This is a genomic window from Caballeronia catudaia (genome assembly GCF_001544755.2).
GTDB lineage: Bacteria > Pseudomonadota > Gammaproteobacteria > Burkholderiales > Burkholderiaceae > Caballeronia > Caballeronia catudaia.
Window position 1 is genome coordinate 38,391 of the sequence record NZ_FCOF02000015.1, and the last position, 24,898, is coordinate 63,288.

Annotated in this window: 18 protein-coding genes and 1 other RNA gene; 9 read left to right on the plus strand and 10 right to left on the minus strand. The window is 64.5% G+C overall.

Going from position 1 to position 24,898, the window contains the following annotated elements:
* The first annotated feature begins 101 nt into the window (after nt 1-101).
* Entirely contained in the window at nt 102-1,076 is a 975-nt protein-coding gene (locus tag AWB75_RS17705) for an NADPH:quinone oxidoreductase family protein (protein WP_061125493.1), read from the plus strand.
* Between the two features lie 43 nt (nt 1,077-1,119).
* Here AWB75_RS17705 and AWB75_RS17710 read toward each other — a convergent pair whose 3' ends face one another.
* The 10 genes from AWB75_RS17710 to ffs form a co-directional block, all read right to left on the minus strand.
* The gene (locus AWB75_RS17710) at nt 1,120-2,094 is read right to left on the minus strand and encodes a glycosyltransferase family 9 protein (protein WP_061125393.1); all 975 of its coding nucleotides are present in this window, start codon (nt 2,092-2,094) and stop codon (nt 1,120-1,122) included.
* A gap of 271 nt (nt 2,095-2,365) precedes the next feature.
* Nucleotides 2,366-3,190 (minus strand): ABC transporter permease, encoded by an 825-nt coding sequence (locus AWB75_RS17715; protein WP_061125394.1) that lies wholly within the window; start codon nt 3,188-3,190, stop codon nt 2,366-2,368.
* Nucleotides 3,191-3,202: 12 nt separating this feature from the next.
* Nucleotides 3,203-4,033 (minus strand): ABC transporter ATP-binding protein, encoded by an 831-nt coding sequence (locus AWB75_RS17720; protein ID WP_061125395.1) that lies wholly within the window; start codon nt 4,031-4,033, stop codon nt 3,203-3,205.
* A 3-nt stretch (nt 4,034-4,036) separates the two neighbouring features.
* On the minus strand, nt 4,037-5,074 hold the full coding sequence (locus tag AWB75_RS17725) for an ABC transporter substrate-binding protein (protein WP_061125396.1): 1,038 nt from the start codon (nt 5,072-5,074) through the stop codon (nt 4,037-4,039).
* A 54-nt stretch (nt 5,075-5,128) separates the two neighbouring features.
* Nucleotides 5,129-6,334 (minus strand): CaiB/BaiF CoA transferase family protein, encoded by a 1,206-nt coding sequence (locus tag AWB75_RS17730; protein ID WP_061125397.1) that lies wholly within the window; start codon nt 6,332-6,334, stop codon nt 5,129-5,131.
* A gap of 20 nt (nt 6,335-6,354) precedes the next feature.
* Nucleotides 6,355-6,579 (minus strand): DUF1653 domain-containing protein, encoded by a 225-nt coding sequence (locus AWB75_RS17735; protein WP_061125398.1) that lies wholly within the window; start codon nt 6,577-6,579, stop codon nt 6,355-6,357.
* Between the two features lie 11 nt (nt 6,580-6,590).
* Nucleotides 6,591-7,187 (minus strand): recombination mediator RecR, encoded by a 597-nt coding sequence (gene recR, locus AWB75_RS17740; RefSeq protein ID WP_061125399.1) that lies wholly within the window; start codon nt 7,185-7,187, stop codon nt 6,591-6,593.
* 40 nt (nt 7,188-7,227) lie between these two features.
* Nucleotides 7,228-7,554, minus strand: coding sequence for a YbaB/EbfC family nucleoid-associated protein (locus AWB75_RS17745; RefSeq protein WP_061125400.1), 327 nt, complete (start codon nt 7,552-7,554; stop codon nt 7,228-7,230).
* 104 nt (nt 7,555-7,658) lie between these two features.
* On the minus strand, nt 7,659-9,899 hold the full coding sequence (locus AWB75_RS17750; RefSeq protein ID WP_061125401.1) for a DNA polymerase III subunit gamma/tau: 2,241 nt from the start codon (nt 9,897-9,899) through the stop codon (nt 7,659-7,661).
* A 151-nt stretch (nt 9,900-10,050) separates the two neighbouring features.
* Nucleotides 10,051-10,149, minus strand: an RNA gene (ffs, locus tag AWB75_RS17755) — signal recognition particle sRNA small type.
* Between the two features lie 333 nt (nt 10,150-10,482).
* Here ffs and trxA point away from each other — a divergent pair.
* The 8 genes from trxA to AWB75_RS17795 all read left to right on the plus strand — a co-directional run bounded on the left by trxA (nt 10,483) and on the right by AWB75_RS17795 (nt 24,895).
* A complete protein-coding gene (gene trxA / locus AWB75_RS17760) occupies nt 10,483-10,809 on the plus strand; it encodes a thioredoxin TrxA (RefSeq protein WP_008349330.1) in 327 nt (108 codons plus the stop codon).
* Nucleotides 10,810-11,069: 260 nt separating this feature from the next.
* Nucleotides 11,070-12,335: a transcription termination factor Rho gene (rho, locus tag AWB75_RS17765; RefSeq protein WP_014191631.1), complete on the plus strand. Its 1,266-nt coding sequence runs from the start codon at nt 11,070-11,072 to the stop codon at nt 12,333-12,335.
* Between the two features lie 202 nt (nt 12,336-12,537).
* Nucleotides 12,538-14,091 carry a tetratricopeptide repeat protein gene (locus tag AWB75_RS17770; protein ID WP_061125402.1) on the plus strand — a complete coding sequence of 518 codons (1,554 nt, stop codon included), beginning with the start codon at nt 12,538-12,540 and terminating at the stop codon, nt 14,089-14,091.
* Between the two features lie 64 nt (nt 14,092-14,155).
* Nucleotides 14,156-14,983 (plus strand): M90 family metallopeptidase, encoded by an 828-nt coding sequence (locus tag AWB75_RS17775; RefSeq protein WP_061125403.1) that lies wholly within the window; start codon nt 14,156-14,158, stop codon nt 14,981-14,983.
* Between the two features lie 127 nt (nt 14,984-15,110).
* Nucleotides 15,111-15,365, plus strand: a complete 255-nt coding sequence (locus tag AWB75_RS17780) for a type B 50S ribosomal protein L31 (RefSeq protein ID WP_061125404.1) — start codon at nt 15,111-15,113, stop codon at nt 15,363-15,365.
* A 248-nt stretch (nt 15,366-15,613) separates the two neighbouring features.
* Nucleotides 15,614-17,377: an ArnT family glycosyltransferase gene (locus AWB75_RS17785; protein ID WP_061125405.1), complete on the plus strand. Its 1,764-nt coding sequence runs from the start codon at nt 15,614-15,616 to the stop codon at nt 17,375-17,377.
* A gap of 4 nt (nt 17,378-17,381) precedes the next feature.
* Entirely contained in the window at nt 17,382-18,779 is a 1,398-nt protein-coding gene (locus tag AWB75_RS17790; protein ID WP_061125406.1) for an MATE family efflux transporter, read from the plus strand.
* Between the two features lie 95 nt (nt 18,780-18,874).
* The gene (locus AWB75_RS17795; RefSeq protein ID WP_061125407.1) at nt 18,875-24,895 is read left to right on the plus strand and encodes an alpha-2-macroglobulin family protein; all 6,021 of its coding nucleotides are present in this window, start codon (nt 18,875-18,877) and stop codon (nt 24,893-24,895) included.
* The last annotated feature ends 3 nt before the right edge of the window (nt 24,896-24,898 follow it).

Sequence of the window (24,898 nt, forward strand, 5' to 3'; positions counted from 1 at the left end):
ACCGAGGAAGCATGGCGCGACGACGACTCGAAGGCCCGGCCGCGCCCCTTCGCGCGCCCTGTCGCGTGCCCTACACTGACGTGATCTCAAAGGAGCAAAACATGCGCGCCGTCAGATGCAACGAACACGGACTGCCCGATACGCTTTCCATCGAAACGCTGCCCGACCTGCATCCGGAAGCAGGCGAAGTCGTCATCGACGTGAAAGCGGCGAGCGTGAATTTTCCCGACGTGCTCATCATCCAGAACAAGTATCAGTTCAAGCCGCCCCTGCCGTTTACGCCCGGCGCGGAGTTCGCGGGCATCGTGCGCGCAGTAGGCGCGGACGTCACGCGCCTCGCGCCCGGCATGCGCGTGGCCGCGTACACGGCGCAAGGCGCGTTCGCCGAACAGGCGCGCGCAAAGGAAGCGGACTGCATCGCGCTGCCCGATGACGTCGATCTCGCCGACGCCGCCGCGTTCACGCTCGCGTACGGCACGTCGTACCACGCGCTCGTCGATCGCGGCGCGTTGCAGGCAGGCGAGACGCTGCTCGTGCTCGGCGCGGCGGGCGGCGTCGGCGTCGCGGCGATCCAGATCGGCAAGCTCGTCGGCGCGCGCGTGATCGCGGCGGCATCGAGCGCGGAGAAGCTCGCTTTCTGTCGCGAGCATGGCGCCGATGACATCATCGACTACGCGAAGGAAGATCTGCGCGAGCGCGTCAAGACACTGACGGACGGCAACGGGCCGGATGTCATCTTCGATCCGGTCGGCGGCGCGTATGCGGAGCCCGCGTTTCGCAGCATCGGCTGGCGCGGACGGTATCTGGTCGTCGGCTTCGCGAACGGCGAGATTCCGAAGCTGCCGCTCAATCTCGCGCTGTTGAAGGGCGCGAGCATCGTCGGCGTGTTCTGGGGCGGTCACATGCAGCGCGAACACGCGCTCGCCGATCACGAGTTCTCGACGATGGTCGACTGGATCAAGGCTGGCAAATTGCGGCCCGTCGTCACGAAGCGCTATTCGCTCGACGAAACGCCGCAGGCGCTCGACGACATGATGAATCGCCGCGTGACCGGCAAGGTCGTGATCGAGCCATAAGGCGGATGGTTCGCAGCGCGCGTTTCGACGTGCGCGCGTCGAACTAGAGGCGCCGCGATTGCGCGCCGGGCAGCATGCCGATGCGCTCCGCCTGCCGTGTTTTCGCGTCGGCGAAATCTGCCGCCACGTAATGGTGCTGCGAGCGAGCATGCTTGTCGTGCAGCATCTGAAACGCCGCCATGACGCGCCGCACCGTGAGCAGACGTTGCCACATGCGCTCCCGGAGGGCGCCGAACGGCAGCACGGAAAGCGGCAGCACGACCGCGCCCGGTCCCCAGCCCGGACGCCAGGAACGCGCGAGGCCCCGGCGCATGAAAAGCGACAACGTCGGCACGCCGATGCACGACGCGAGATGTCCGAGACCCGAATCGTTGCCGATGAACCAGGACGACTCGGCGATCCACGTCGCAACTTCGCCCAACCGCGGCAGCGCGTTGACCTCGCATCCTTCGCTGGAGATATCGCCCCATGCGCCGAACTCGGCAGGCGCGACGAGAAAGCTCGGCTGCCAGTGCCGATATGTGAGTCCCCGCGCGAGCGACAAAAACTTTGCGCGGCCCCACATCTTCTCGGGATGGCTGCCCGTGGGATGGATGACGACGCGATTCGCGAAGCGCCCCTTCACCACGCCGGCCGGCACGACGAGCCCATTCGCGCGCGTGACGTCGCGCAGGCCGAACACCTTCGTCGCCACCTCGACGATACGGTCCACCATGTGCTTCGAGCCGCGGTATTCGGGCAGCGTCGCGAGACACAGCGTCTTGCCGGAACGGCTCAACGCCGATGCGTAGCCGGTCGGCAGCAGTTCGATCACCGTATCGAACGCGCCCTGCCAGGCGCCGGGCTGTGCCACTGTGACGTGAGGAAGCCAGTCCGCAAGCTGCTCCGCGACCCAACCGAACACGACGGGGCGATAACCATTGCGGAGGAGATTGTTGACGAGGACGAGCCCGATGAGGCTGTCACCGATCGGCGATGGCAACACCACCGCAATCGAACTGTCAGTTCGCAGATTCATTCTTGTTCTCGCGAGATCGCGCGGATGAGCGCCGCGCCGATGACGCGCGGCAGCATCCGAATGCAGAGTGTCGCTTGGATTGCGTGACGACCTGATGTGTTCCCGACGCCTGATTCGGACAAGTCACGCGGGATCCGCGTGGACCTGCGGTGCGGCACCGGGATAGCGCAGCATCATAAAGATATCCGCCGTGCGTGACCATAACCGATTCGCCGGAACCGGTGTGGCACGAATTGTCTCGCAAATCGCCCGCGTCTGCCGGACGCGCCCGTCAGAGCTTTTCCGTCTCTCCGCTCTTCGGCTGCCATTTCATGAGGCGGCGCTCGACCAGCGCGACGAGACCGTCGAGCACGAGCGCGAACGCTGTCAGCACGAGAATGCCGGCGAAGACGGTATTGATGTCGAAGGTGCCTTCGGCCTGAAGGATCAGATAGCCGACGCCGCGCGCCGACCCGAGATATTCACCGACCACCGAGCCGACGAAGGCCAGCCCGACCGACGTATGCAAGCTGGAAAACACCCAGCTCGTCGCGCTCGGCAGATAAACGTGCCGCAACAGTTGCTTGCGGTTCGCGCCGAGCATGCGCGCATTGGCGAGCACGACCGGGCTCACTTCCTTCACGCCCTGATAGACGTTGAAGAACACGATGAAAAAAACGAGCGTCACACCGAGCGCAACCTTCGACCAGATCCCGAGCCCGAACCACACGGCGAAGATCGGCGCGAGAATCACGCGCGGCATCGAGTTTGCGGCTTTGATGTAGGGATCGAGGAGCGCGCTGGTCGTCGGTGCGAGCGCGAGCCAGAGGCCGACGCCCAAGCCGGACACCGTGCCGATCACGAACGCCAGCACCGTTTCGATCAGCGTCACCCAAAGGTGGATGTAGATCTCGCCGCTCGTGAACCACTCCCAGATACGTACGAGCACCTTCTGCGGCTCGCCGAAGAAAAATGCGGCCTTGTTGGCGTCGTCGAAATAGAAGGGCGGCAGGAGCGTCGGGCTCGTGAGCGCATACCACAACGCGAAACACACGAGCAGCAACAGCCATTGCCACACGATGAGGTTCGTCCGATTCGGGCGCAGCTTGTTCCACATGGTCGTATCGTCTTATTCGGCGGCGGTGGGCTTCAATTGCTGCTGATAGCCCTTCAACACTTCCTCGCGCAGCACGCCCCAGATCTGCGCATGCAGTTCGACGAAGCGCGGATGCGAGCGGATCTCGGCGACATCGCGCGGGCGCGGCAGATCGATCGCGAATTCGCCGATCGGATGCGTGCCCGGCCCCGCCGACAGCACGATCACGCGGTCGGACATCGAGATCGCCTCATCCAGATCGTGCGTGATGAAGAGCACCGCCTTGCGCTTGGCCGCCCACAGATCGAGCAGTTCGTTTTCCATCAGTTGACGCGTCTGGATGTCGAGCGCCGAGAACGGCTCGTCCATCAGGATGATGTCGGGATCGAGGATGAGCGTTTGCGCCATCGCGACGCGCTTTCTCATGCCGCCCGACAGTTGATGCGGATAGCGGTCGCCGAAGCCGCCGAGACCCACGCGCTTCAACCATTCCTCGCCGCGCGCATCGGCCTCCTGTTTCGACACGCCCTGAAACACGAGGCCGGCGGTCACGTTGTCGAGCGCGGAGCGCCATGGCATCAGCGCATCGGCCTGGAACATGTAGCCCGCGCGCTTGTTGATGCCCGCAAGCTTTTCGCCGAAGACGCTCACGGTTCCCGACGAAGGCTCCAGCAACCCCGCCGATACGTTCAGCAGCGTGGACTTGCCGCAGCCGGTCGGCCCGACCACCGAGACGAACTCGCCCGGCGCGATCCTGAGGCTCGTATCGCGGACCGCCGTGTAGCGGTCCTTGCGGCTCTCGCGCGAGGCGAACGTGCAGGTGACGTCCTCCAGCGCGAGCGCATGATTCGATGTTGCGTTCATCGATCAGACCTTGACGGTGGCGAGCGCCTTCTTCACGAAGTCGTTGGTCCACGTCTTCGACAGGTCGATCGGCTTGCCCTTCACGGTTTCGTCGAAGGCTTGCAGCGTCTTGAGCGAAGTCGCGGGACCGTCGGCGGGCATCAGGCCGTCCGGCGACAGCGCTTCTTTCACGTGCTGCCATGCATCGAGATAGAGCGCGCGATCGCCGAGCAGGTAGCTTTCCGGCACCGTCGCGATCAGATCCTTGCCCGACGCGCCTTGCAGCCACTTCAACGCTCGGACCATCGCGTTGGTGAGCGCCTGCGTGGTGTTCGGATTCTTCGTAATGAAGCTCTGCGATGCGTACAGGCAGCCCGCCGGCATGTTGCCGCCGAACACCTTCACGGTATCGGCGAGCGTGCGCGTGTCCGACACGATGCGGATATCGCCCGCGCGCTCGAGCTTCGTCATGACCGGATCGAGATTGGCGATCGCGTCGATCTGCCCCGACTGCAGCGCGGCGATCGCGCCCGCCCCCGCGCCCACGCCGATGAACGACACGTCGCTCGCCTTGAGCCCGGCCTGCGCGAGCACGAAGCCCGCCATGATCGAAGTCGACGAACCCGGCGCCGTCACGCCGATTTTCTTGCCCTTCAGATCCGCGACCGACTTGTAGTTCGGCATCGTCTTCTTCGATACGGCGAGCACGATCTGCGGCGCGCGCCCTTGCAGCACGAATTCGCGAAAATACTGGCTCTTCGCCTGAAGCAGGAGCGTGTGCTCGAATGCGCCCGACACGACATCCGCGCTGCCGCCGACCGCCGCCTGGAGCGCCTTCGCGCCGCCCGCGAAATCGGCGATCTCGACTTCGAGGCCTTCGTCCTTGAAGTAGTTGCGGCGCTCCGCGATGGTGAGCGGCAGATAGTAGAAGAGATTCTTGCCGCCGACCGCGATGGATACCTTGGCCTGTTCCGGCTTGCCCTGCGCAAACGCGAGCGGCATGCCCGAAAGTGCCCCACCCGCGAGCACGGCGCCGCTCGCGATGAACGTTCTGCGTTTCATCGTCTTTGTCTCCTTGGAATTCTTGTTGTCTGCGAGCGCGTCAAAACACGCGCGTCAAATCACTTTTTCAGCCCGCAGCCGCGCAATATCGTCGGCATCATACCCGAGCGTCTGAAGTACTTCATCCGTGTGTTCACCGAGTTTCGGGCCGAGCCAGCGCGTTTCGCCCGGCGTTTCCGAGAGTTTCGGTGTGACATTGGGCAGCGTGATCTCGCGGCCGTCCTGCCACGGAAAACGCTGCATCATCTGACGCGCGATGTATTGCGGATCGGTGAACATGTCCGCGACGCTGTAGATGCGGCCGGCCGGAACATCGGCGGCGTTGAGCACGGCGAGCGCCTCGTCGATGCCGCGCGTCGAGAGCCATGCGGCGATGGCGTCGTCGATTTCCTGCGTGCGCGGCACGCGGCCGTCGTTCGACGCGAGCGCGGGATCGTTCGCGAGATCCGCGCGGTCGATTGCGTTCATCAGCCGCTTGAAGATCGGATCGCTGTTGCCGCCGATCACGATGCTGCCATCGCGGCAAGGATACGTATTCGACGGCACGATGCCCGGCAGCGACGCGCCCGTGCGCTCGCGCACCATGCCGTACACGCCGTACTCGGGCACGACGCTTTCCATCATGTTGAAGACGGCTTCGTACAGCGCCACGTCGACGACCTGCCCTTTGCCGCCGTTCACGCGCACGTGATGCAGCGCCATCATGCCGCCGATCACGCCGTGCAACGCGGCGATCGAATCGCCGATCGAGATGCCGATGCGCGGCGGCGGCAGGTTCGGATAGCCCGTGATGTGGCGCAGCCCGCCCATCGATTCGGCGATCGCGCCGAAGCCCGGCCGATCGCGATACGGCCCGGTCTGCCCGTATCCGGAAAGCCGCACCATCACGAGGCCGGGATTGTCTTCGGACAGCACTTCGTAGCCGAGCCCGAGCTTTTCGAGCAGGCCGGGTCGAAAATTCTCGATGACGATATCGGCTTCCTTCGCGAGCCGCCGGACGATCGCCTTGCCTTCCTCGGCCTTGAGATTCACCGTCACCGATTTTTTGTTGCGCGCCTGCACCGCCCACCACAGCGACGTGCCGCCCACTTCGGGATACAGCTTGCGCCACTTGCGCAGCGGATCGCCGCCGTTCGGATCTTCGATCTTGATGACGTCGGCGCCAAATTCGCCCATGAAGCGCGCGGCGAACGGCCCCGCGATGAGCGTGCCGAGTTCCAGAACCTTGACGCCGGCGAGTGGTCCCGTCGTTGCGCTCATGGTCTTGTCTCCAGTTGTTTTTAAAGCGGGATATCCAGCGGCGCGAAGCGCGGCGTGCCGTCGGGTAGCGTTTCGTTGAACATCGCGGCGGGCCGCACCCACAGGCCTCGCTCGTGCGGCCACAGATGTTCGTAGACGATCATCGCTTCCTCGGTCTCGGAGTGGCGCGCCACGCCGATCACGCGATACAGTCCGCCCTTGTAGTGACGATGCGTCGCGAGCGCGAGCGCTTCGGTTTCTGTCATTGGATCGATCCTTATACGGAGCGCCGGTCCAGCATCGCGCGGGCGATCGTGCCCGCATCGACATATTCGAGCTCGCCGCCGACCGGCACGCCGCGCGCGAGCCGCGTCACCTTCAGCCCTTTGCTCTTCAACGTCTGCGCGAGATAGTGCGCGGTCGCCTCGCCTTCGTTCGTGAAGTTGGTGGCGAGCACCACTTCCTGCACGATGCCGTCGAGCGCGCGGTTAATCAGTCGCTCGAAGTGAATCTCCTTCGGACCGATGCCGTCGAGCGGACTGAGCCGCCCCATCAGCACGAAGTAGAGCCCGCGATACGTGAGCGTCTGTTCGAGCATGATCTGATCGGCGGGCGTCTCGACGACGCACAGCAAGGCCGGATCGCGCTCCTCGTCGGTGCAGACCTCGCAGATTTCGCTTTCCGTGAAGGTGTTGCACTTCTCGCAGTGCTTCAGATGCTCGGTCGCGAACAGCAGCGATGCTCCGAGCTTTTCGGCGCCCGCGCGGTCGTGCTGCATCAGGTGATACGCCATGCGCTGCGCCGATTTCGGGCCGACCCCGGGCAGCGCGCGCAGCGCCTCGACGAGCGCCGACAGGGCGGAAGGTTGTTTCATGTTTCCTCATGACACGCCGGAATCGCTCCGGCGCGCGGGTTTAGAACGGCAGCTTGAAGCCCGGCGGCATCGGCATGCCGGACGTCATGCCGCTCATCTTTTCCTGCGTGGTGGCCTCGGCCTTGCGCACGGCATCGTTGAACGCGGCGGCGACGAGGTCTTCGAGCATGTCCTTGTCGTCGGCGAGCAGGCTCGGATCGATCGACACACGCTTGACGTCGTTCTTGCAGGTCATCGTCACCTTCACGAGACCGGCGCCGGACTGGCCCTCGACCTCGATCAGCGCGAGCTGGTCCTGCATCTTCTTCATGTTTTCCTGCATCTGCTGAGCCTGTTTCATCAGCCCGGCGAGTTGGTTCTTCATCATGGTTCGGCTCCTTACTGGAAAACGTGTGATGCAAGCGTGCGCCCGGCGCGCGCTCGGAATTTTGTGCGGATGCGCGACGTCGACAACACGCCGCGCGCTTCAGTTCACGACGGACTCGCGCCCGATGCGGCGATCGGCTTGATCGAGCCCTGCACGATGCTCGCGCCGAAGTCGCGGATCAGCGACTGCACGAACGGATCCTGCCTGATTTCCTGCTCGGCTTCCTGCTGGCGGCGCGCGCGGTCCGCGGCATCGAGCGCGGCGGCGGTGCGGCGCGCGGGCGCGACATTCACGCTGACTTCGATCGCGCGGCCAAGCTTCTCGGCGAGCGCGGCCTTGAGCTTCGTGACGTGCGTGGCGTCCGTGTACATCTGGACCGCGACCGCGAGCGTGATGGAGCTCGCGTCGCAGGCGGTCAGTTCGCTATTGAACGCGAGCTGGTAGGCGACGCCCTTCAGCGGCAGATCGACGGCGAGCGCGGGCCATTCGACGGTCACGCCGAGCACGTCGAGCGGCACGGCGGGCGGCAGCGGCGTCGTGTCGATGACGGGCGCGGGTTTTGCTGCCGGCTCTGCGCCGAAACGCATGTCGTCGGAACCGCTGTCGAAGGCGGGCACGAAGCCGTCATCGGGCGGCATGAAATAGTCGTCTGCCGATGCCGCCGGCGAATAGTCGTCGGGCGGCATGTCTTCCCACGGCGGAACGACGTTCGCCTTGGTTGCTTCCGCTGCCGCGGCCTTCGGTTCGGGTGCTGGCGCCGCGCGCTTGGGCGTCGGGACCTGGACTTGCACCGCCGGCTTCGCGACGGCAGGTTTCGGCGCAGCGGGCGCAGCCGCCGGCGCAACCGATGCGCCGCGCGCACCGCGATCGGACGAAAGACGCATGCCCGCGCTGCGCAGCACGTCGAGCGCCGCGCGAGCGCCGCCGCCAGCGCGCGACGACGAGGCTTCGGACTCCGTTGCGCGCGGTGCAGCAGGCGCAGCCGCATCGACGGCCTGCCGCGCGGCGCTCGGCACCGGTGCGGGTTTCGCAGGCACGGGCTCGCTCGCTTCGATGGGCGCGGCAGGCTTCACGCTTTGCGCGGCAGCTTCGACCGGCGGCGCCTCTTCCGCTTTGACGACGACGCCTTCCGCTGAAGGCGCTTTTGCCACCGGCGCCGGCGCGACTGCGCGCTCGGCCATCGCTCCGGCGAGCGCTGCGCTGCGCGCGGGTTTCGCAGCCGAAGGCGCGCTCACCGCGACACCGCCGCCGCCCGGCCCGCTCGCGGGCTCGAATGCAAGCATGCGCAAGAGCGTCATCGTGAAGCCTGCGTATTCGTCCGGCGCGAGACCGAGCTCGCCGCGCCCAACGGTGGCGATCTGATAAAAGAGCTGAACCTGCTCGGCCGACAGCATGTCGGCAAAGCGGCGAATGTCCGCGGCTTCCGGCCATTCATCCAGCACCGAGGACGGCGCGAACTGCGCCCACGCGATTCGATGCAGCAAACTCGCCAGATCCTGAAGCGCCGTCGAGAAAGACAGGCTGCGCAGCGCCATTTCGTCGGCGATCGCGAGCACGAGCGCGCCATCGCCTGAGGCGAGCGCGTCGATGAGGCGAATCAGGTAGCTTTGATCGAGCGCGCCGAGCATGCCGCGCACGGCTTCCTCGGTGACTTCGTTGGCCGAATACGCGATGGCCTGATCGGTGAGCGAGAGCGCGTCGCGCATGCTGCCGTCGGCTGCGCGCGACAGAAGACGCAGCGCCTGCGGCTCGAACGTGATCTGCTCTTCCTGAAGAATGTTCCCCAGATGCGACACGATGTGCCCCGCCGGCATCTGCTTCAGATTGAACTGCAGGCAGCGCGAGAGCACGGTGACCGGAATCTTTTGCGGATCGGTGGTCGCGAGGATGAACTTCACGTGAGGCGGCGGTTCTTCGAGCGTCTTCAACATCGCGTTGAAGGCGTGATTCGTGAGCATGTGCACTTCGTCGATCATATAGACCTTGAAGCGCGCATCGACCGGCGCATACACGGCGCGCTCGAGCAGCGCCGCCATTTCGTCGACACCGCGGTTGCTCGCCGCGTCCATCTCGACGTAATCGATGAAGCGGCCTTCATCGATTTCCCGGCACGCACGGCACACGCCGCACGGCTTCGAGGTCACGCCGGTTTCACAGTTGAGCGCCTTCGCGAAGATGCGCGAGAGCGTCGTCTTGCCGACGCCGCGCGTGCCCGTGAACAGATAGGCGTGATGCAGGCGGCCGCCGTCGAGCGCGTGCGTGAGCGCACGGACGACGTGCTCCTGGCCGACGAGCGATTCGAACGATTTCGGCCGCCATTTGCGTGCGAGAACTTGATAGGTCATGCGCGAAATTGTATCAGCAACGACCTCGTGCAAACGCCGTCCGGCGGGGCCATTGGGCACGAGCGGGCGCACGGAAATACCACGCGCGGAGAGCGTGCTACATGTCGATGAAACAGGGGAAACAAGAGGGAACAGCAGAAGAAAAGCGGAAGGTGACGAGCCCGACCCTCGGCACTGGTGGAAAACGGCTGTGGCTGCTTCGTTCCCGACCTGACCAGGTTGACCGCGCCGCCATGCGAGGAGGCCCGTCACGACGAATTATATCACGGGGCCATGCGATGCCGGAAGGCATCGATCGATTCGCGTCAGCTTTTGCGCCGCCCTCTTGCGCTTCGTGCTTCCGCCCTCAGATGCGCCCTATCGGCACCCGGCAACGGATAGCAAAGTAGGCTAAGATGACCGGTGAATTGTGCGGAAGTGGTGCATTTTGCGCTTTCGCGAGTCATTCGCCGCCGCGTGCGAGTCGTACTGGCGCATGGCGAGCGGGCTTGAACATGCCCGTTGGCGACGAAATTTTTCTCAGTTTGTTGTATCGTGGCGAGCATTCAAACGCGGGCCTCGAATCAATAGAGGTATTCAGACAATGAGCGAATCAATCAAGCACATCAGCGACGCTTCTTTCGAACAGGATGTCGTCAAGTCGGATAAACCTGTCCTGCTCGACTTCTGGGCCGAGTGGTGCGGTCCGTGCAAAATGATTGCCCCGATCCTCGACGAAGTCGCGAAGGATTATGGCGATCGCCTGCAGATCGCGAAGATCAACGTCGACGAGCATCAGTCGACGCCGGTGAAGTTCGGCGTGCGCGGCATTCCCACGCTGATTCTCTTCAAGAACGGCGCAGTGGCCGCGCAGAAGGTCGGCGCATTGTCCAAGTCGCAATTGACCGCGTTCCTCGACAGCAACCTGTAACGGCATCGACGGCGAGCGCCGTCAGCTTCCGGCATCCACGGCGCAATCCACGCGCACAGCGATGCAGCCGATGTTGTCACACGACAACATCGGCCGAAAAGCCCCGCCCAAAGCCCACCCGGGGCTCGTGTGGCGTGTGCTATGCTAGAATCACAAGAGTTCAAGAAGTATTAACTAGCAGTATTAAGTCTAGAGCGGTTCCGCTCACCTCTTCTCCCCAATCTTTCTGTCGCACCTCTTCTCCCCGGCGGGAAATCCGTATGCATTTATCCGAGCTCAAGTCTCAGCACGTCTCCGCACTGATCGAGATGGCCAATGGCCTCGAAATCGAAAATGCGAACCGCCTGCGCAAGCAGGAACTCATGTTCGCGATTCTTAAAAAGCGCGCCAAGGCTGGCGACACGATTTTCGGCGACGGAACCCTCGAAGTGCTGCCCGATGGCTTCGGTTTCCTGCGCTCGCCCGAGACCTCGTATCTCGCGAGTACGGACGATATCTACATCAGTCCGTCGCAAATCCGCCGCTTCAATCTGCACACCGGCGACACGATCGAAGGCGAAGTACGCACGCCGAAGGACGGCGAGCGTTATTTCGCGCTCGTGAAGGTGGACAAAGTCAACGGGCAGCCGCCCGAGGCCTCGAAACACAAGATCATGTTCGAGAACCTCACGCCGCTGCATCCGAACAAGCCGCTGCCGCTCGAACGCGAAATGCGCGGCGAAGAGAATGTGACGGGCCGGATCATCGACATGATTTCGCCGATCGGCAAGGGCCAGCGCGGCCTGCTCGTCGCGTCGCCGAAGTCGGGCAAGACCGTGATGCTCCAGCACATCGCGCATGCGGTGAAGGCGAATCATCCGGACGTCATCCTGTTCGTGCTGCTCATCGACGAGCGTCCGGAAGAAGTAACGGAAATGCAGCGCTCGGTGAAGGGCGAAGTCATCGCGTCGACCTTCGACGAACCCGCCGCGCGTCACGTGCAGGTGGCCGAGATGGTCATCGAGAAGGCGAAGCGTCTCGTCGAAATGAAGCACGACGTCGTGATTCTGCTCGACTCGATCACGCGTCTCGCGCGCGCTTACAACACGGTCGTGCCGGCGTCCGGCAAGGTGCTGACGGGCGGTGTCGACGCCAACGCGCTGCAGCGTCCGAAGCGCTTCTTCGGAGCTGCGCGCAACATCGAGGAAGGCGGTTCGCTCACGATCATCGGCACGGCGCTCATCGAAACGGGCAGCCGCATGGACGACGTGATCTACGAAGAGTTCAAGGGCACCGGCAACATGGAAGTGCACCTCGAACGCCGTCTCGCGGAAAAGCGCGTCTATCCGTCGATCAACCTGAACAAGTCGGGCACGCGCCGCGAGGAATTGCTCATCAAGCCGGATCTGCTGCAGAAGGTCTGGGTGCTGCGCAAGTTCATCCACGACATGGACGAAGTGGAAGCCATGGAATTCCTGCTCGACAAGATCCGTCAGACGAAGAACAACGCCGAGTTCTTCGATATGATGCGTCGCGGCGGAGGCTGATCCATTTCAGCTTTGCGTTCGAACGAAAACCGCCTGCTTTGTCAGGCGGTTTTTTTTCTATGTGCAGATATTTGCCAATTCTGCCTTGCCGCGCATGATCGAGCGTTCGGTAAACTGATTGATTAATCGCAGCCATCGCGACTTCGTTCTTCGACGGTATCCACGGTGCCTGCCGATTCGATCATTCTCCGTGGCAAACCCCTTGAATACCAGCGACACGAAAAGCCGCGCCTTGTATCAGCAGGCGTTGGACGCCTATCAGCGCCGGGGCCTGGGCTCGGCTCTTGAGCATCTCGACCAATGCATCGCGGAATCTGGCGGCAACGCGGACTTGCATAACGCCTTGCTCCTGAAAGGCATGATCTCTCTGGATCTGCAACGCAATGCGGAAGCAAGGCAGTGCTTCGAGCGGGCCGTTGAGATTTCCCCCAGTGTGACATCTCACTATGCCCTTTCCGTATCGCTCGCGAGACTCGAACACTTCGATCTCGCCGCCGCGCAAGCCCGTAAGGGGCTCGCACTGCCGCACGAACAACGACAACCCCTCGAGACGGCGAATCTGCTTCACTGTCTGGGCGACGCGCTGCGACAAGACAAAAGATTCGAAGAAGCGGCGCAAGCATATCGGCAGGCGCTCGACCTCTTTCCGAACAATCGCGACGCGCACCTCAGCCTCGGATTCCTTCTCCTGTCTCAGGATCAGCTCGAAGCCGCAATCGAGCATTTCAGGCAAACGTTAGCTATTGATCCAGATTATCTTCCGGGTCACTCGAACCTTGCGTATGCGCTGCTGGCGACGGGCAGCTTTGAGGAAGCATGGCCGCACTTCGAGCACCGCTGGGTGAGTTTCGTGGATTCGGCCGGAAAGGGTCTGTCGTCGAGACCAGCGTTGCCAATCCGCCGCTGGGAAGGCGAGTTCACTGCACGGAACGATCAACGCCTGCTGGTGCTGGCCGAACAAGGGCTGGGCGACACCCTCCAGTTCTGCCGTTACCTGCCTCGGGTGCTCACGCGATTCCAAACAGTCGGCTTCGTTTGCCCCAAGCCGCTGCGACGGCTGCTCGATCAATCTTTCCGTTCCCGCTGGCCCAATCTGATCCTGCTCGATAAAGTGCCCGCCAGCGTCTGGGAATGGGATGGCTATATCCCGCTGATGTCCATGCCCAAGGCATTCGGGACCGATCTGCACACCATACCAGCCGATATTCCCTATCTTCATGTCGAACCCGGTGCCGTGCGAAAATTCTCCAGTCGGCTGGACAAGCTGGCTGGTGCTTCGTCGCCGCGTATCGGTCTGGTGTGGGCGGGTGGTCATGGCGGCCTCGGTGTCGATCAATGGCGAAGCATCGCGCCAGAGCAACTGGATCCGCTTTTTGCCTGGCCTCACGCGCAATGGGTGAGCTTGCAAAAACCGGAGTCCACCACCAAACGACTCGGGCCGGACCAGCATGCCCGCGTTGTCGACTGGATGAACGAAATCGATGATTTCGCAGCTACCGCCGGACTCGTGGCGTCGCTTGATCTGGTCATCTCGGTAGACACCTCGGTCGCTCATCTCGCGGCGGCAATGGGCAAGCCGGTATGGCTGCTCAATCGCTTTGCCGGCTGCTGGCGCTGGTTGCGTGGCCGGGACGACAGCCCGTGGTATCCGAGCATGCGCATCTTCACGCAGAAAAAACCTGGCGATTGGAAAGAAGTGCTGCAGCGCGTGCTGATCGAACTCGAACGCGCGCGGCACGAACTCACAATCGGTTAGCCGACCCGCGCAACATCGGCTACGGCACAATACGCGACTGACGACAACCGATTCGACCGCCCGAATGGCCAACCTCTTCTCACGCTGGTTAGGCGCGCAGCGCCGCGAGCGCGCGCTGCGCAAATACGCCATCGACGACGCGCTCTGGCGGCGCACGCTCGACGCGTATCCGTGCTTCAGCCATCTGGGCGTGGAAGACCTTCGACGTCTGCGCGAGACCGCGAGCCTGTTTATCGCGCGGAAGGAATTCTCGACCGCGCACGATCTCGAACTGACCGATCAGATGATCGTCTCGATCGCCGCCCAAGCCTGTCTGCCGGTGCTCAATCTCGATCTCGATCTATATCGCGGCTGGGTCGGCGTGATCGTCTATCCGGGCGAATTCGTGATCCGAAAGACAGTCGAGGACGAAGATGGCGTCGTGCACGAGGTCGAGCACGATGCGAGCGGCGAGGCGTGGGAAGGCGGCCCCGTCGTGCTCTCCTGGGAGGACACGCAAATGAGCGACGGCTCGGAGGCCTACAACGTCGTGATCCACGAGTTCGCGCACAAGATCGACATGGTGACGGGCGTCGCCGACGGGCATCCGCCGCTCTTTCGCCGCTGGCACGCACCGCTCGATACGACCGCCTGGGCCGATATTTTCGACAATGCCTACGACCACTTCTGCGCGCGCGTGGACGCGGTGCCGGAGCGCCGCTGGAACCGCTTCGAGCGCGAATCGCTGATCGATCCTTACGCGGCGGACCATCCGTCGGAATTCTTCGCGGTGTGCAGCGAGGCGCTTTTCGTGACACCGAAGGCGTTCGAGGCCGAGTATCCGGAGCTTTACCGGCTACTTGCGCGCTATTACCGGCAGGACCCGGCGGGCGTGGGCGCGCTTGTCGCGTAGGGTCCGAAAAAAGTGTCAAGCAACTGATTTTCTGGCATAATCGCCGTTTTTCGACCCTAGGCAAGTGACTCGCGCGGTCCATGCGAAAGCGCAGCGGGTTGGCTACCGCCAGATACCAGGAAAGACCATGAAACAAGGCATTCATCCGGATTACCGCGAAGTCCTGTTCGTCGACATGTCGAACGACTTCAGGTTTGTGACCCGCTCGACCATCCAGACGCGCGAAACCGCCGAATTCAACGGCAAGAGCTACCCGCTCGCGAAGATCGAAGTGTCGTCGGAATCGCACCCGTTCTATACGGGCCAGCAGAAGATCATGGACACGGCAGGCCGCGTCGAGAAGTTCAACAACAAGTTCGCGCGCTTCTCCACCAAGAAGTAAGTCGGACTCTGGGCTTCAGCAAAAAAGGGCAGCTTTGGCTGCCCTTTTTTGTCGCTGATTGTTTTTCGTCTTTCAGGCGGCGCGCATCGGCACTGCTTTTGCTGCATCGATCGAGCGTCGTCGTGTCTGGTCACGGCGCGCACCGCGATCCGCCTTCAACCCCGCCGCGCGACTACAATGCCGGTTGCTCCGGCCCCGCCCGCACCTTGCGCGAGATGAGCGGCCCCTTATCCAACCAAGCTTCTCGCATGCGATCTGTCGTTCGTCTGACTGCCTCCGCCACCAGCGCCCTGCCGCGCTGGCTTTTGCTCGCCATCTGTATCACCTACGCATCGTTCGGCCTGTTCGGCCGCGATCCGTGGAAGAACGAGGATGCGGCAGGCTTCGGCGTCATGTGGACGATGGCCAACGGCGACGCGCGCGACTGGCTGCTGCCGAACCTCGTCGGTCGTGCGCCGACCGCGGACGGCCCGCTGATGTACTGGCTCGGCGCATCGGCGATCCGACTGCTGAGCCCCTGGGTCGATGCGAGCAACGCGTCGCGCGTGGTCACCGGTCTGCTCTTCTGTCTCGCGTGCGCATTCGTCTGGTATTCGACCTATCTGCTCGGCCGGCGCGACGAAGCGCAGCCGTTCAAATACGCATTCGGCGGGGAACCGGAGCCGCGCGACTATGGCCGCACGCTCGCCGACGGCGCGCTGCTCATCCTGCTCGCGTGTTTCGGCCTCGCCGAACGCGGTCACGAGACCACGCCGCAACTCGCGCAGTTCGCCGGCACTGCAATGCTCATCTACGGTCTCGTGCGCAGCCTCGACAAGCCGATCCACGGCGGCCTCGTCTGGGGCGTGGCGATCGGCGTGGTGGGGCTGTCGAGCTCGCCCGTGCTCGTGTTCGCGCTTTTGCTCTGCACGCTCGCGATGACGATCATCGTGAAGCAGGTGCGCGCCGCGCCACTTCTGATCTTCGGCCTGCCGGTCGCGATCCTGCTGATCGCCGCGTGGGTGCTGCCAACACTGCACTACTTCCCCGAAGACGGCGAATGGTGGCTGCGCCAATGGTGGCGCAACAGCTTCTCGTTCTTCTCCGGCACGCCCGGAGCCATCTTGGGTTACGCGATCAAGAACCTGCCGCTCTTCACGTGGCCTGCGTGGCCGCTCGCGATATGGGCGTTCGTCAGCTGGGGCGGACTGCGCCGCTCGCCGCACGTGGGGGTGCCGCTGTCGATCATCGGGCCGCTGCTCGTGCTCGTCGTCTTGCAGGCGCACGAAACCAACCGGCTCTTCATGCTGCTCCTGCCGCCGCTCTCCGTGCTCGCGACCTTCGCGCTGCCCACGTTGAAGCGCGGCGCGATCAACGCGATCGACTGGTTCGCGATGCTCAGCTTCACCGTCATCGGCTCGCTCGTGTGGCTCGTGTGGACCGCGGGCATGTTCGGCTTTCCCGCGCCGATGGCCCGCAATCTCGCGCGTCTCGCGCCGGGCTTCCACCCCGAGTTCAAGCTGATTTCCTTCGTGTGCGCGGTGGCCGTGACCGTCTGCTGGTTCATGCTCGCGCGCTGGCGTCTCGCGCGTCATCCGAAGGTGTTGTGGCGCAGCGTCGTGCTGTCGAGCGCGGGCACCACGCTCATGTGGGTGCTGCTCATGACCCTGTGGCTGCCGGTGGTGAACTACAGCCGGACGTATCGCGATGTCGCGGAGCGGATCGCCGATCACCTGCCGCCCGACTACACCTGCATCTCGCCCGTGCGCCTGGGCGACGCGCAGATCGCGACCTTCGCCTATTTCGGCGGCATGCACTTCGCGTTCGACGAGGACTGCGACGTGATCCTGCGCCAGGACCGGGCGGACTTCGGCGAGCCGTCGTCGATGTCGGCGTTCCAGTGGAAGCTCGTTTGGGAAGGCCGGCGCGTCGCCGACCGCGACGAGCGTTTCCGCCTTTACGTGCGCATCGAGCGTCCCACGCCGCCGGCGAAGAAACCGCTGCGTCCGAAGAGCCTGCGCCAGGCGCAATAACGCGATGCGCGCGACCCCGACATCGACCGGCACGACCGGCACGCTGCGCGACGCGCGCAAGATCGCTGCGCTCGCATGGCCGGTGCTGATCGGCCAGTTGGCGGTGATCGCGTTCGGCGTCATCGACACCGCGATGGTCGGCCGCTTCTCCGCCACCGATCTCGCCGCGCTCGGGCTGGGCGGCTCCGTCTATATCTCGGTGTATATCGGGCTGACGGGGATTCTCGTCGCGTTGCAGCCGATCGCCGGACAGCTTTTCGGCGCGGGCCGCGAAAGCGAGATCGGCGAGGAAACGCGGCAGGCGTTGTGGCTTGCCGCGGCGCTCACCGTCATCGGCTTCGTGCTGCTCTACTTTCCCGAGCCGATTCTCTCGCTCGCGAAAACGCCGCCCGCGCTGCACGAGCGCACCGTCGACTATCTGCGGATTCTGTCGTTCGGCCTGCCCGCGAGCCTCGCGTTTCGCGTCTACAGTTCGCTCACCAACGCGGTCGGCAAGCCGCGGCTCGTGATGTTTCTGCAAGTCGGCGGCCTGTTGCTCAAGTTTCCGCTCAACACGTGGTTCATCTTCGGCGGCGCGGGCGTGCCCGCGCTCGGCGGCCCCGGCTGCGCGCTCGCGAGCACGCTCATCAACTGGGCGCTGGCGATCGTCGGCATGACGGTGCTCTTCAAAGTCGAGTTCTTCCGACCGTTCGGCATCTTCTCGCGCTTCTGCTGGCCGGTCTGGCGACGGCAGTTTGCGCTCCTGCGTCTCGGCATTCCGATGGGACTGTCGTATCTCATCGAAGTGACGTCGTACACGTTCATGGCGCTCTTCATCTCGCGCTTCGGCACGACCACGCTCGCCGGCCATCAGATCGCGGGCAATCTCGGCGCGGTGCTGTATATGACGCCGCTGTCGATCGGCATTGCATCGTCGACGCTCGTGTCGCAGGCGCTCGGCGCGCAGCGCTTCGACGACGCGCGCTCGATCGGGCGTCACGGCATCGGCATGGCGTGCGTGCTCGCGCTCGTGTACGGCGTGGCGCTGATCGCCGCCCGCCCGCACGTGATCGCCGCCTATACGCCCGACGCGCACGTGATCGCCGCCGCGATGCCGCTCGTGCTCATCATCTTCTTCTATCACCTTGGCGACGCGCTCCAGATCACCGTCGCGTTCATCCTGCGCGCGTACAAGGTGACGGTCGTGCCGACCGTGATCTATGCCGTCGCGCTGTGGGGTATCGGGCTCGGCGGCGGCTATCTGCTCGGCTTCGATGTCGGCGGCGGCGTGCCCGAATGGTTGCAGGGCGCGCGCGGCTTCTGGATCGCCAACTCGGCGAGCCTGGGTGTCGCGGGCGTCGGTCTCTTCGTCTATTGGCGACGCGTGAGCGCGCGGCATGTGTCGCGGGTCGACGCCGACTGAGCGATTCTCGCAATGCGTCGCCCGATCGACGCGATCAGAAAGAATGACGTAAGGCTCAAGTAGAATTTCGCGTCGAGGAATCTCGGAGCGAGTGGATGAGCCGCATAACAACGTCACAAAAAAAATGGATTCTGGCCGCAAGCACGCTGATCGCCGCGCTTGGTTTTAGCACCGTGCTTCATCGGGCCGATGCCGCGCGCATCGCGAGCGTGTCGCCGCAGGGCAAGGTCGCGCAGGTGCGGCAGGTCGTCGCCAAATTCGACGAACCGATGATCGCCTTCGGCAGCGCGTCGGCGGCCGCTCCGGCCAAGGTCGCCTGTAGCGGCGCGAGCGCCTCGGCGCTGGCGGGCTCGGGCCGCTGGATCGATCAAAAAACCTGGGCCTTCGACTTCGAGCACGATCTGCCGCCCGGCGTGCGCTGCGCGCTCGATCTCGCGGACGGGCTCAAGTCAGTCGCGGGCAACGCGCTTTCCGGCCCGCGCCATTTCGCATTCCAAACGGGCGGTCCGTTCGTCACGCGCATCATGCCGCGCTATGGCGACATCGAAGAAAATCAGGCCTTCGTGCTGCGTCTGAACGGCCCGGCGACGCAGGCTTCCGTGCTTCAGCATGTCTGGTGCGAGTCGAGCGCGCTCGGCAACCGCATTCCGGTGCGTACCGTCGACGATCCGACGCGTGCTGCCCTGCTCAAACATTTCCGGCTCGATAAGGAAAGCGACCGCGTGCTCACGCTCGCGTGCCAGCAAACGCTGCCCTCCGCGACGAAGATGCAGCTCGTCTACGGCGCGGGCGTGACGGGACAGAGCGGCATCGCCAACGATGTCGAGAAGCGCTTCGACTTCACGGTGCGCGAGCCCTTCACGGCGAATTTTTCGTGCGAGCGCGAGAACGCGAAGGCGCCCTGCACGCCGTTGCGTCCGCTGCGCCTGAATCTCAGCGCCCCGGTCAGCCGCGCCGACGCGCAGAAGTTCGTGCTGCGCGGACCGAAAGGCAACGCAGCGCCTCATTTCGATGCGAGTGACAAAGACGCCGAAGTGAGCGCCGTCGAGTTCGCCGCGCCGCTGCCCGAGCGCGCCGATCTCACCATCGACGCGCCCGCGAACCTGAAAGACGTGAGCGGCCGCACGCTCGCGAACGCCGATCTATTCCCGCTCAAGACCGCGACGGCCGCGATGCCGCCGCTCGCGAAGTTCTCATCGGGGACGTTCGGCATCATCGAACGATTCGCGGAGCCGGACATGCCCGCGATGCTGCCGGTTACGCTGCGTCACGTCGAAGCGGACCTGCATGTGCAAGGGCTCAACCCGGGCACCTCGCAGATCACGAAGCTCAAGATCGATGCGGATCACGACATCCGCGAATGGATGCGCGCCGTCGACACGTTCGATGGCATCTCGATGTCCCGCTCGTCGATCAAAGAGCGCATGCCCGCGATGCTGAACAACGGCATCGAACCGGTCGTCATTCCGAACGAGGACGGCACGGTGTCGAAAGACCCGCAAATCGACATCCGCTCGCTGTCGATGCTGGCAAAACAACGCGGCGTCGAAACTCTTACCCTGCCCGCCGCCGATCCCAAAGCATTGCGGCCCTTCGAAGTCGTCGGCATTCCACTGACGAAGCCCGGCTTTTACGTCGTCGAAATGAACTCGCCCGCGCTCGGCGCATCGCTGCTCGGCAAGAATCAGGCGATGTACGTGCGCACGTCGGTGCTCGTCACGAACCTCGGCGTGCATTTCAAGCAGGGACGCGAAAACACCCTGGTCTGGGTCACGACGCTCGACAAGGGCAAGCCCGTCGCGAACGCGCAAGTGCGCGTGACCGACTGCAATGGCGATGAAATCGCGACCGCGAGGACCGATGCACAAGGCATCGCGAAGATCGGCAAGCCGCTCGCCGCCGCACGCGAATGCAACGCGCATAGTCTCGCGTGGGGCGGCTTCTTCGTGTCGGCGCGCGTGAACGATCCTGTCAGCGGGCCTGACATGGCGTTCGTGATGTCGGACTGGAATCGCGGCATCGAATCGTGGCGCTTCCATGTGCCGACCGACATGAGCGCGACGCGCACGGCGCACGCGCATACCGTCTTCGACCGCACGCTCTTGCGCGCCGGCGAAACCGTGTCGATGAAGCATCTGATGCGCGCCGAAACGCTGAATGGCTTCGCATTCGCGCCGAACGATCCGACGCGCGTGACGATCCGGCATGTCGGCAGCGGACAAACGTGGCATCTGCCGCTGAAATGGGCTGCGGACCATAGCGCCGATTCGACCTTCACCGTGCCCGCCGCCGCGAAGCTCGGCGAATACAGCGTGGCGCTCGATAACGGCACCGCCAACGGTGACAACGACGACAACGACAACGCCGTCACGCAGTCGTACGAATCGGGCAGCTTCCGCGTCGAAGAATTCCGTTTGCCTGTCTTCAAAGGCTCGATCACGGCGGGCGACAGCAAAACGCCCGGACTCGTCGCGGCGCGGGAAGCGCAGGTCGCGGTGCGGCTCGAATATGTGCAAGGCGGACCGGCGTCGAATCTGCCGGTGCAGGTGTCCGCGCTCGTGCGCGATGTGTCGCCGCCGTTCGCTTCGCAGTACGAGGCGTTCACCTTCGCGCCGTATCGCAAGCCTGCGGACGACGGCGCGAGCGCACCCACCGAGGACGGAGACAGCGACGAGCAGGACAACGCGACGTCGAAGCTCGTCGCCGACAAGCTGCGTGTCACGCTCGATCGCGACGGCGCGGGCAAGGTCACGATCAAGCCGCTGCCGGCGGTCGAATCGCCGAGGCGTCTCACGCTCGAAGCGAGCTTCGCCGATCCGAACGGCGAGGTTCAGACGATCAGCGGCGGAACGACGCTCTGGCCCGCCGCGGTGGCGGTCGGCGTGAAGGCGGGGCATTGGGTGTCGGTCGGCGGCGCGCTGCCGGTGCAGGCCATCGCGCTCGATCTGCAGGGCAAGCCGCGTGCGGGCGTTGCTGTGGACATCAAGGCCGTCGCACGCGTGATGTCGAGTTCGAGAAAGCGCATGGTCGGCGGCTTCTATGCCTACGACAACCACACCGAGATCAAGGATCTCGGCACGCTGTGCAGCGGCAAGAGCGACGATCACGGCATCGTCGCGTGCGACGCGAAGCTGAAAGAGCCGGGCAACGTCGATCTGATCGCGATCGCCAAAGACGGCGACGGCCGCACGGCCAACGCGAGCACATCGGTATGGGTCACGCGCGAAGACGAATTGTGGTTCGGCGGCGAGAACACGGACCGCATCGACGTGCTGCCCGAAAAAACGAGTTACGAGCCCGGCGAAACCGCGCGCTTTCAGGTACGCATGCCCTTCCGTTCGGCGACGGCGCTCGTCGCGGTCGAGCGCGAGGGCATCGTACAGACGCGCGTCGTCGAGCTGAACGGCAAGGACCCGACCGTCGAGCTCAAGGTCGAGGACGCGTGGGGGCCGAACGTCTACGTGTCGGTGCTCGCGCTGCGCGGGCGCATCCGCGAAGTGCCGTGGTATTCGTTCTTCACGTGGGGCTGGAAGGCGCCCGTCGAATGGGCGCGCGCGTTCTGGTACGAAGGCCGTCAGTATCAGGCGCCGACGCCGCTCGTCGATCTGTCGAAGCCCGCGTTCCGTTACGGGCTCGCGTCGATCAGGGTCGGCGCCGCGTCGCACAGGCTCTCGGTGAGCGTAAGCCCCGATGCGAAGTCGTACACCGTGCGCGGCAAGGCGCACGTCAAGGTGAAAGTCGCGCTGCCCGATGGCAAGCCCGCGCCCGCCGGCACGCAGATCGCGGTCGCGGCCGTCGACGAAGCCTTGCTCGAACTGATGCCCAATCAAAGCTGGGACGTGCTCGACGCGATGCTGCAGCAACGTGCGTACGGCGTCGAAACCGCGACGGCGCAGATGGAAATCGTCGGGCGGCGTCACTTCGGGCGCAAAGCCGTGCCCGCGGGCGGCGGCGGCGGACACAGCGCGACGCGCGAGCTGTTCGACACGCTGCTCCTGTGGAATCCGCGCGTGACGCTCGATGCGAAGGGCGAAGCCACCGTCGACGTGCCGCTGAACGACGCGCTCACGCGCTTCAGGATCGTCGCGGTCGCGGCGGTCGGCGCCGGGCGGTTCGGCACCGGCAGCGCATCGATTCAAAGCACGCAGGATTTGCAGTTGATCTCGGGATTGCCGCCGCTCGTGCGCGTCGGCGATGCGTTCCGCGCGCAGTTCACGCTGCGCAACACGACGGCGCGGACGATGCGCGTCGTCGTTACGCCGCGCGCCGGATCGCTTTCGCTCGATGCGCGCACGGTCGAGCTCGCGCCGGAATCGTCGCAGGAAGTGGCCTGGGATGTAACGACGCCCGATGTGCTCGGCATGAACGCTTCCGCGAGTCTCGACTGGAACGTGAGCGCTTCGGAACAGGCCGGACCTTCGGTTGCCAAACCCGCCAGCGACGCCGTGAAACTGACGCAAAAAGTCGTCGCGGCCATTCCCGTCGCCGTGCAGCAGGCGACGATCGCGCAGGTCGACGGCACGCTCACGCTGCCCGTCGCGCCGCCCGCCGAGGCGAGCAAGTCGAGCGACGGCGCGGTGCGCGGCGGCATCGCCGTGTCCTTGCAGCCGAAGCTCGCGGACGGACTGCCAGGCGTGCGCCGCTGGTTCGAGCGCTATCCGTACAGTTGTCTCGAGCAGCAAACCTCGCGCGCGCTCGGTCTGATGGACGCCGCGCAATGGTTGAGCGTGCTCGCAAAGATGCCGTCCTATCTGGACCGCGACGGCCTCGCGAACTACTTCCCGCCCGCCGACGACGAACGCCCGACCGGCAGTCCGACGCTGACCGCGTATCTGCTCGCCGCCACCGACGAAGCCGCGAAGCAGGACCGCCGCTTCACCCTGCCCGACGATGTGCGCAATCAGATGGCGGCGGGTCTCGCGAATTTCGTCGACGGCAAGATCGAGCGCAGGTTCTGGGCGCCACGCAACGATCTCGACTACGAGAAGCTCGCGGCGATCGAGGCGTTGTCGCGCTACGGCCTCGCGCAGCCGCGCATGCTCGACTCGATCACGGTCGCGCCGGACCAATGGCCGACGTCCGCGGTGCTCGATTACTACGCGATCCTGTCGCGCGTCGACGGCGTTCCGAATCGCGACGAGAAGCGCGCGCGGGCCGAGCAGATCATCCGCGCGCGTCTGACGTATCAGGGCACGCGCCTCACCTTCTCGACCGAGCGCGACGATCTATGGTGGCTCATGACCGGCGCCGAAACCAACGCCGCGCGCACCGCGCTCCTTTTCGCCGACGCGTCCGGCTGGAAGGACGAGATGCCGCGCCTCATCGCGGGATTGCTCGCACTGCAGAAAAACGGCGCGTGGCAGACGACGACCGCCAATCTGTGGGGCGCGCTCGCGGTCGGCCGCTTCTCGCATGTGTTCGAGAGCACGCCGGTAACGGGTCATACGTCGATTCAACTGGGCACGTCGACGCAAAGCGTGAACTGGAGTGGAGCAACAGCATCGCCCGCGCCCGCCCCGGCCACGCCCGCGACGAAGACGGCGAACGCACGCAGCGTGATGCTGCCGTGGTCGACGGGTTCGCTCACGCTGACGCAAGACGGCGCCGGCAAACCGTGGGCGACGATCGAAAGTCTCGCGGCCGTCGCACTGAAGGCGCCGTTTGCGGCGGGCTATCGCATCGCGAAGACGGTCACGCCGGTCGATCCGGCCGTGAAAGGCGTGCTCTCGCGCGGCGACATCGTGCGCGTGCATCTCGATATCGACGCGCAAAGCGACATGACCTGGGTCGTCGTGAACGATCCGATTCCCGCGGGCGCGACGATTCTCGGCTCGGGCCTCGGACGCGATTCGCAGGCGGCCACCCAAGGCGAAAAGCAGGATCGCGACGCATGGCCCGCGTTCGTGGAACGCGGCTTCGACGGCTATCGCGCGTACTACGGCTATCTGCCGAAAGGCAAGCTCAGGGTCGAATACACGATGCGCCTGAACAATCCGGGCACGTTCGGCCTGCCGCCGACGCGCGTCGAAGCGCTCTACGCGCCTTCGTCGTTCGGCGCGCTGCCGAATGCGCCCGTCGTTGTCAAACCCGTCGTCAAGCCGCTCGCCGCGAAGTGATGC

Bases quoted from the DNA above. Each gene is read 5' to 3' on its own strand.
- AWB75_RS17705 (WP_061125493.1), top strand. From the start codon at position 102: ATGCGCGCCGTCAGATGCAACGAACACGGACTGCCCGATACGCTTTCC.
- AWB75_RS17785 (WP_061125405.1), top strand. From the start codon at position 15,614: ATGCGATCTGTCGTTCGTCTGACTGCCTCCGCCACCAGCGCCCTGCCG.
- AWB75_RS17780 (WP_061125404.1), top strand. From the start codon at position 15,111: ATGAAACAAGGCATTCATCCGGATTACCGCGAAGTCCTGTTCGTCGAC.
- AWB75_RS17715 (WP_061125394.1), bottom strand. From the start codon at position 3,190: ATGTGGAACAAGCTGCGCCCGAATCGGACGAACCTCATCGTGTGGCAA.
- AWB75_RS17735 (WP_061125398.1), bottom strand. From the start codon at position 6,579: ATGACAGAAACCGAAGCGCTCGCGCTCGCGACGCATCGTCACTACAAG.
- AWB75_RS17725 (WP_061125396.1), bottom strand. From the start codon at position 5,074: ATGAAACGCAGAACGTTCATCGCGAGCGGCGCCGTGCTCGCGGGTGGG.
- AWB75_RS17720 (WP_061125395.1), bottom strand. From the start codon at position 4,033: ATGAACGCAACATCGAATCATGCGCTCGCGCTGGAGGACGTCACCTGC.
- rho (WP_014191631.1), top strand. From the start codon at position 11,070: ATGCATTTATCCGAGCTCAAGTCTCAGCACGTCTCCGCACTGATCGAG.
- AWB75_RS17790 (WP_061125406.1), top strand. From the start codon at position 17,382: ATGCGCGCGACCCCGACATCGACCGGCACGACCGGCACGCTGCGCGAC.
- trxA (WP_008349330.1), top strand. From the start codon at position 10,483: ATGAGCGAATCAATCAAGCACATCAGCGACGCTTCTTTCGAACAGGAT.
- AWB75_RS17775 (WP_061125403.1), top strand. From the start codon at position 14,156: ATGGCCAACCTCTTCTCACGCTGGTTAGGCGCGCAGCGCCGCGAGCGC.
- recR (WP_061125399.1), bottom strand. From the start codon at position 7,187: ATGAAACAACCTTCCGCCCTGTCGGCGCTCGTCGAGGCGCTGCGCGCG.
- AWB75_RS17730 (WP_061125397.1), bottom strand. From the start codon at position 6,334: ATGAGCGCAACGACGGGACCACTCGCCGGCGTCAAGGTTCTGGAACTC.
- AWB75_RS17745 (WP_061125400.1), bottom strand. From the start codon at position 7,554: ATGATGAAGAACCAACTCGCCGGGCTGATGAAACAGGCTCAGCAGATG.
- AWB75_RS17750 (WP_061125401.1), bottom strand. From the start codon at position 9,899: ATGACCTATCAAGTTCTCGCACGCAAATGGCGGCCGAAATCGTTCGAA.
- AWB75_RS17710 (WP_061125393.1), bottom strand. From the start codon at position 2,094: ATGAATCTGCGAACTGACAGTTCGATTGCGGTGGTGTTGCCATCGCCG.
- AWB75_RS17795 (WP_061125407.1), top strand. From the start codon at position 18,875: ATGAGCCGCATAACAACGTCACAAAAAAAATGGATTCTGGCCGCAAGC.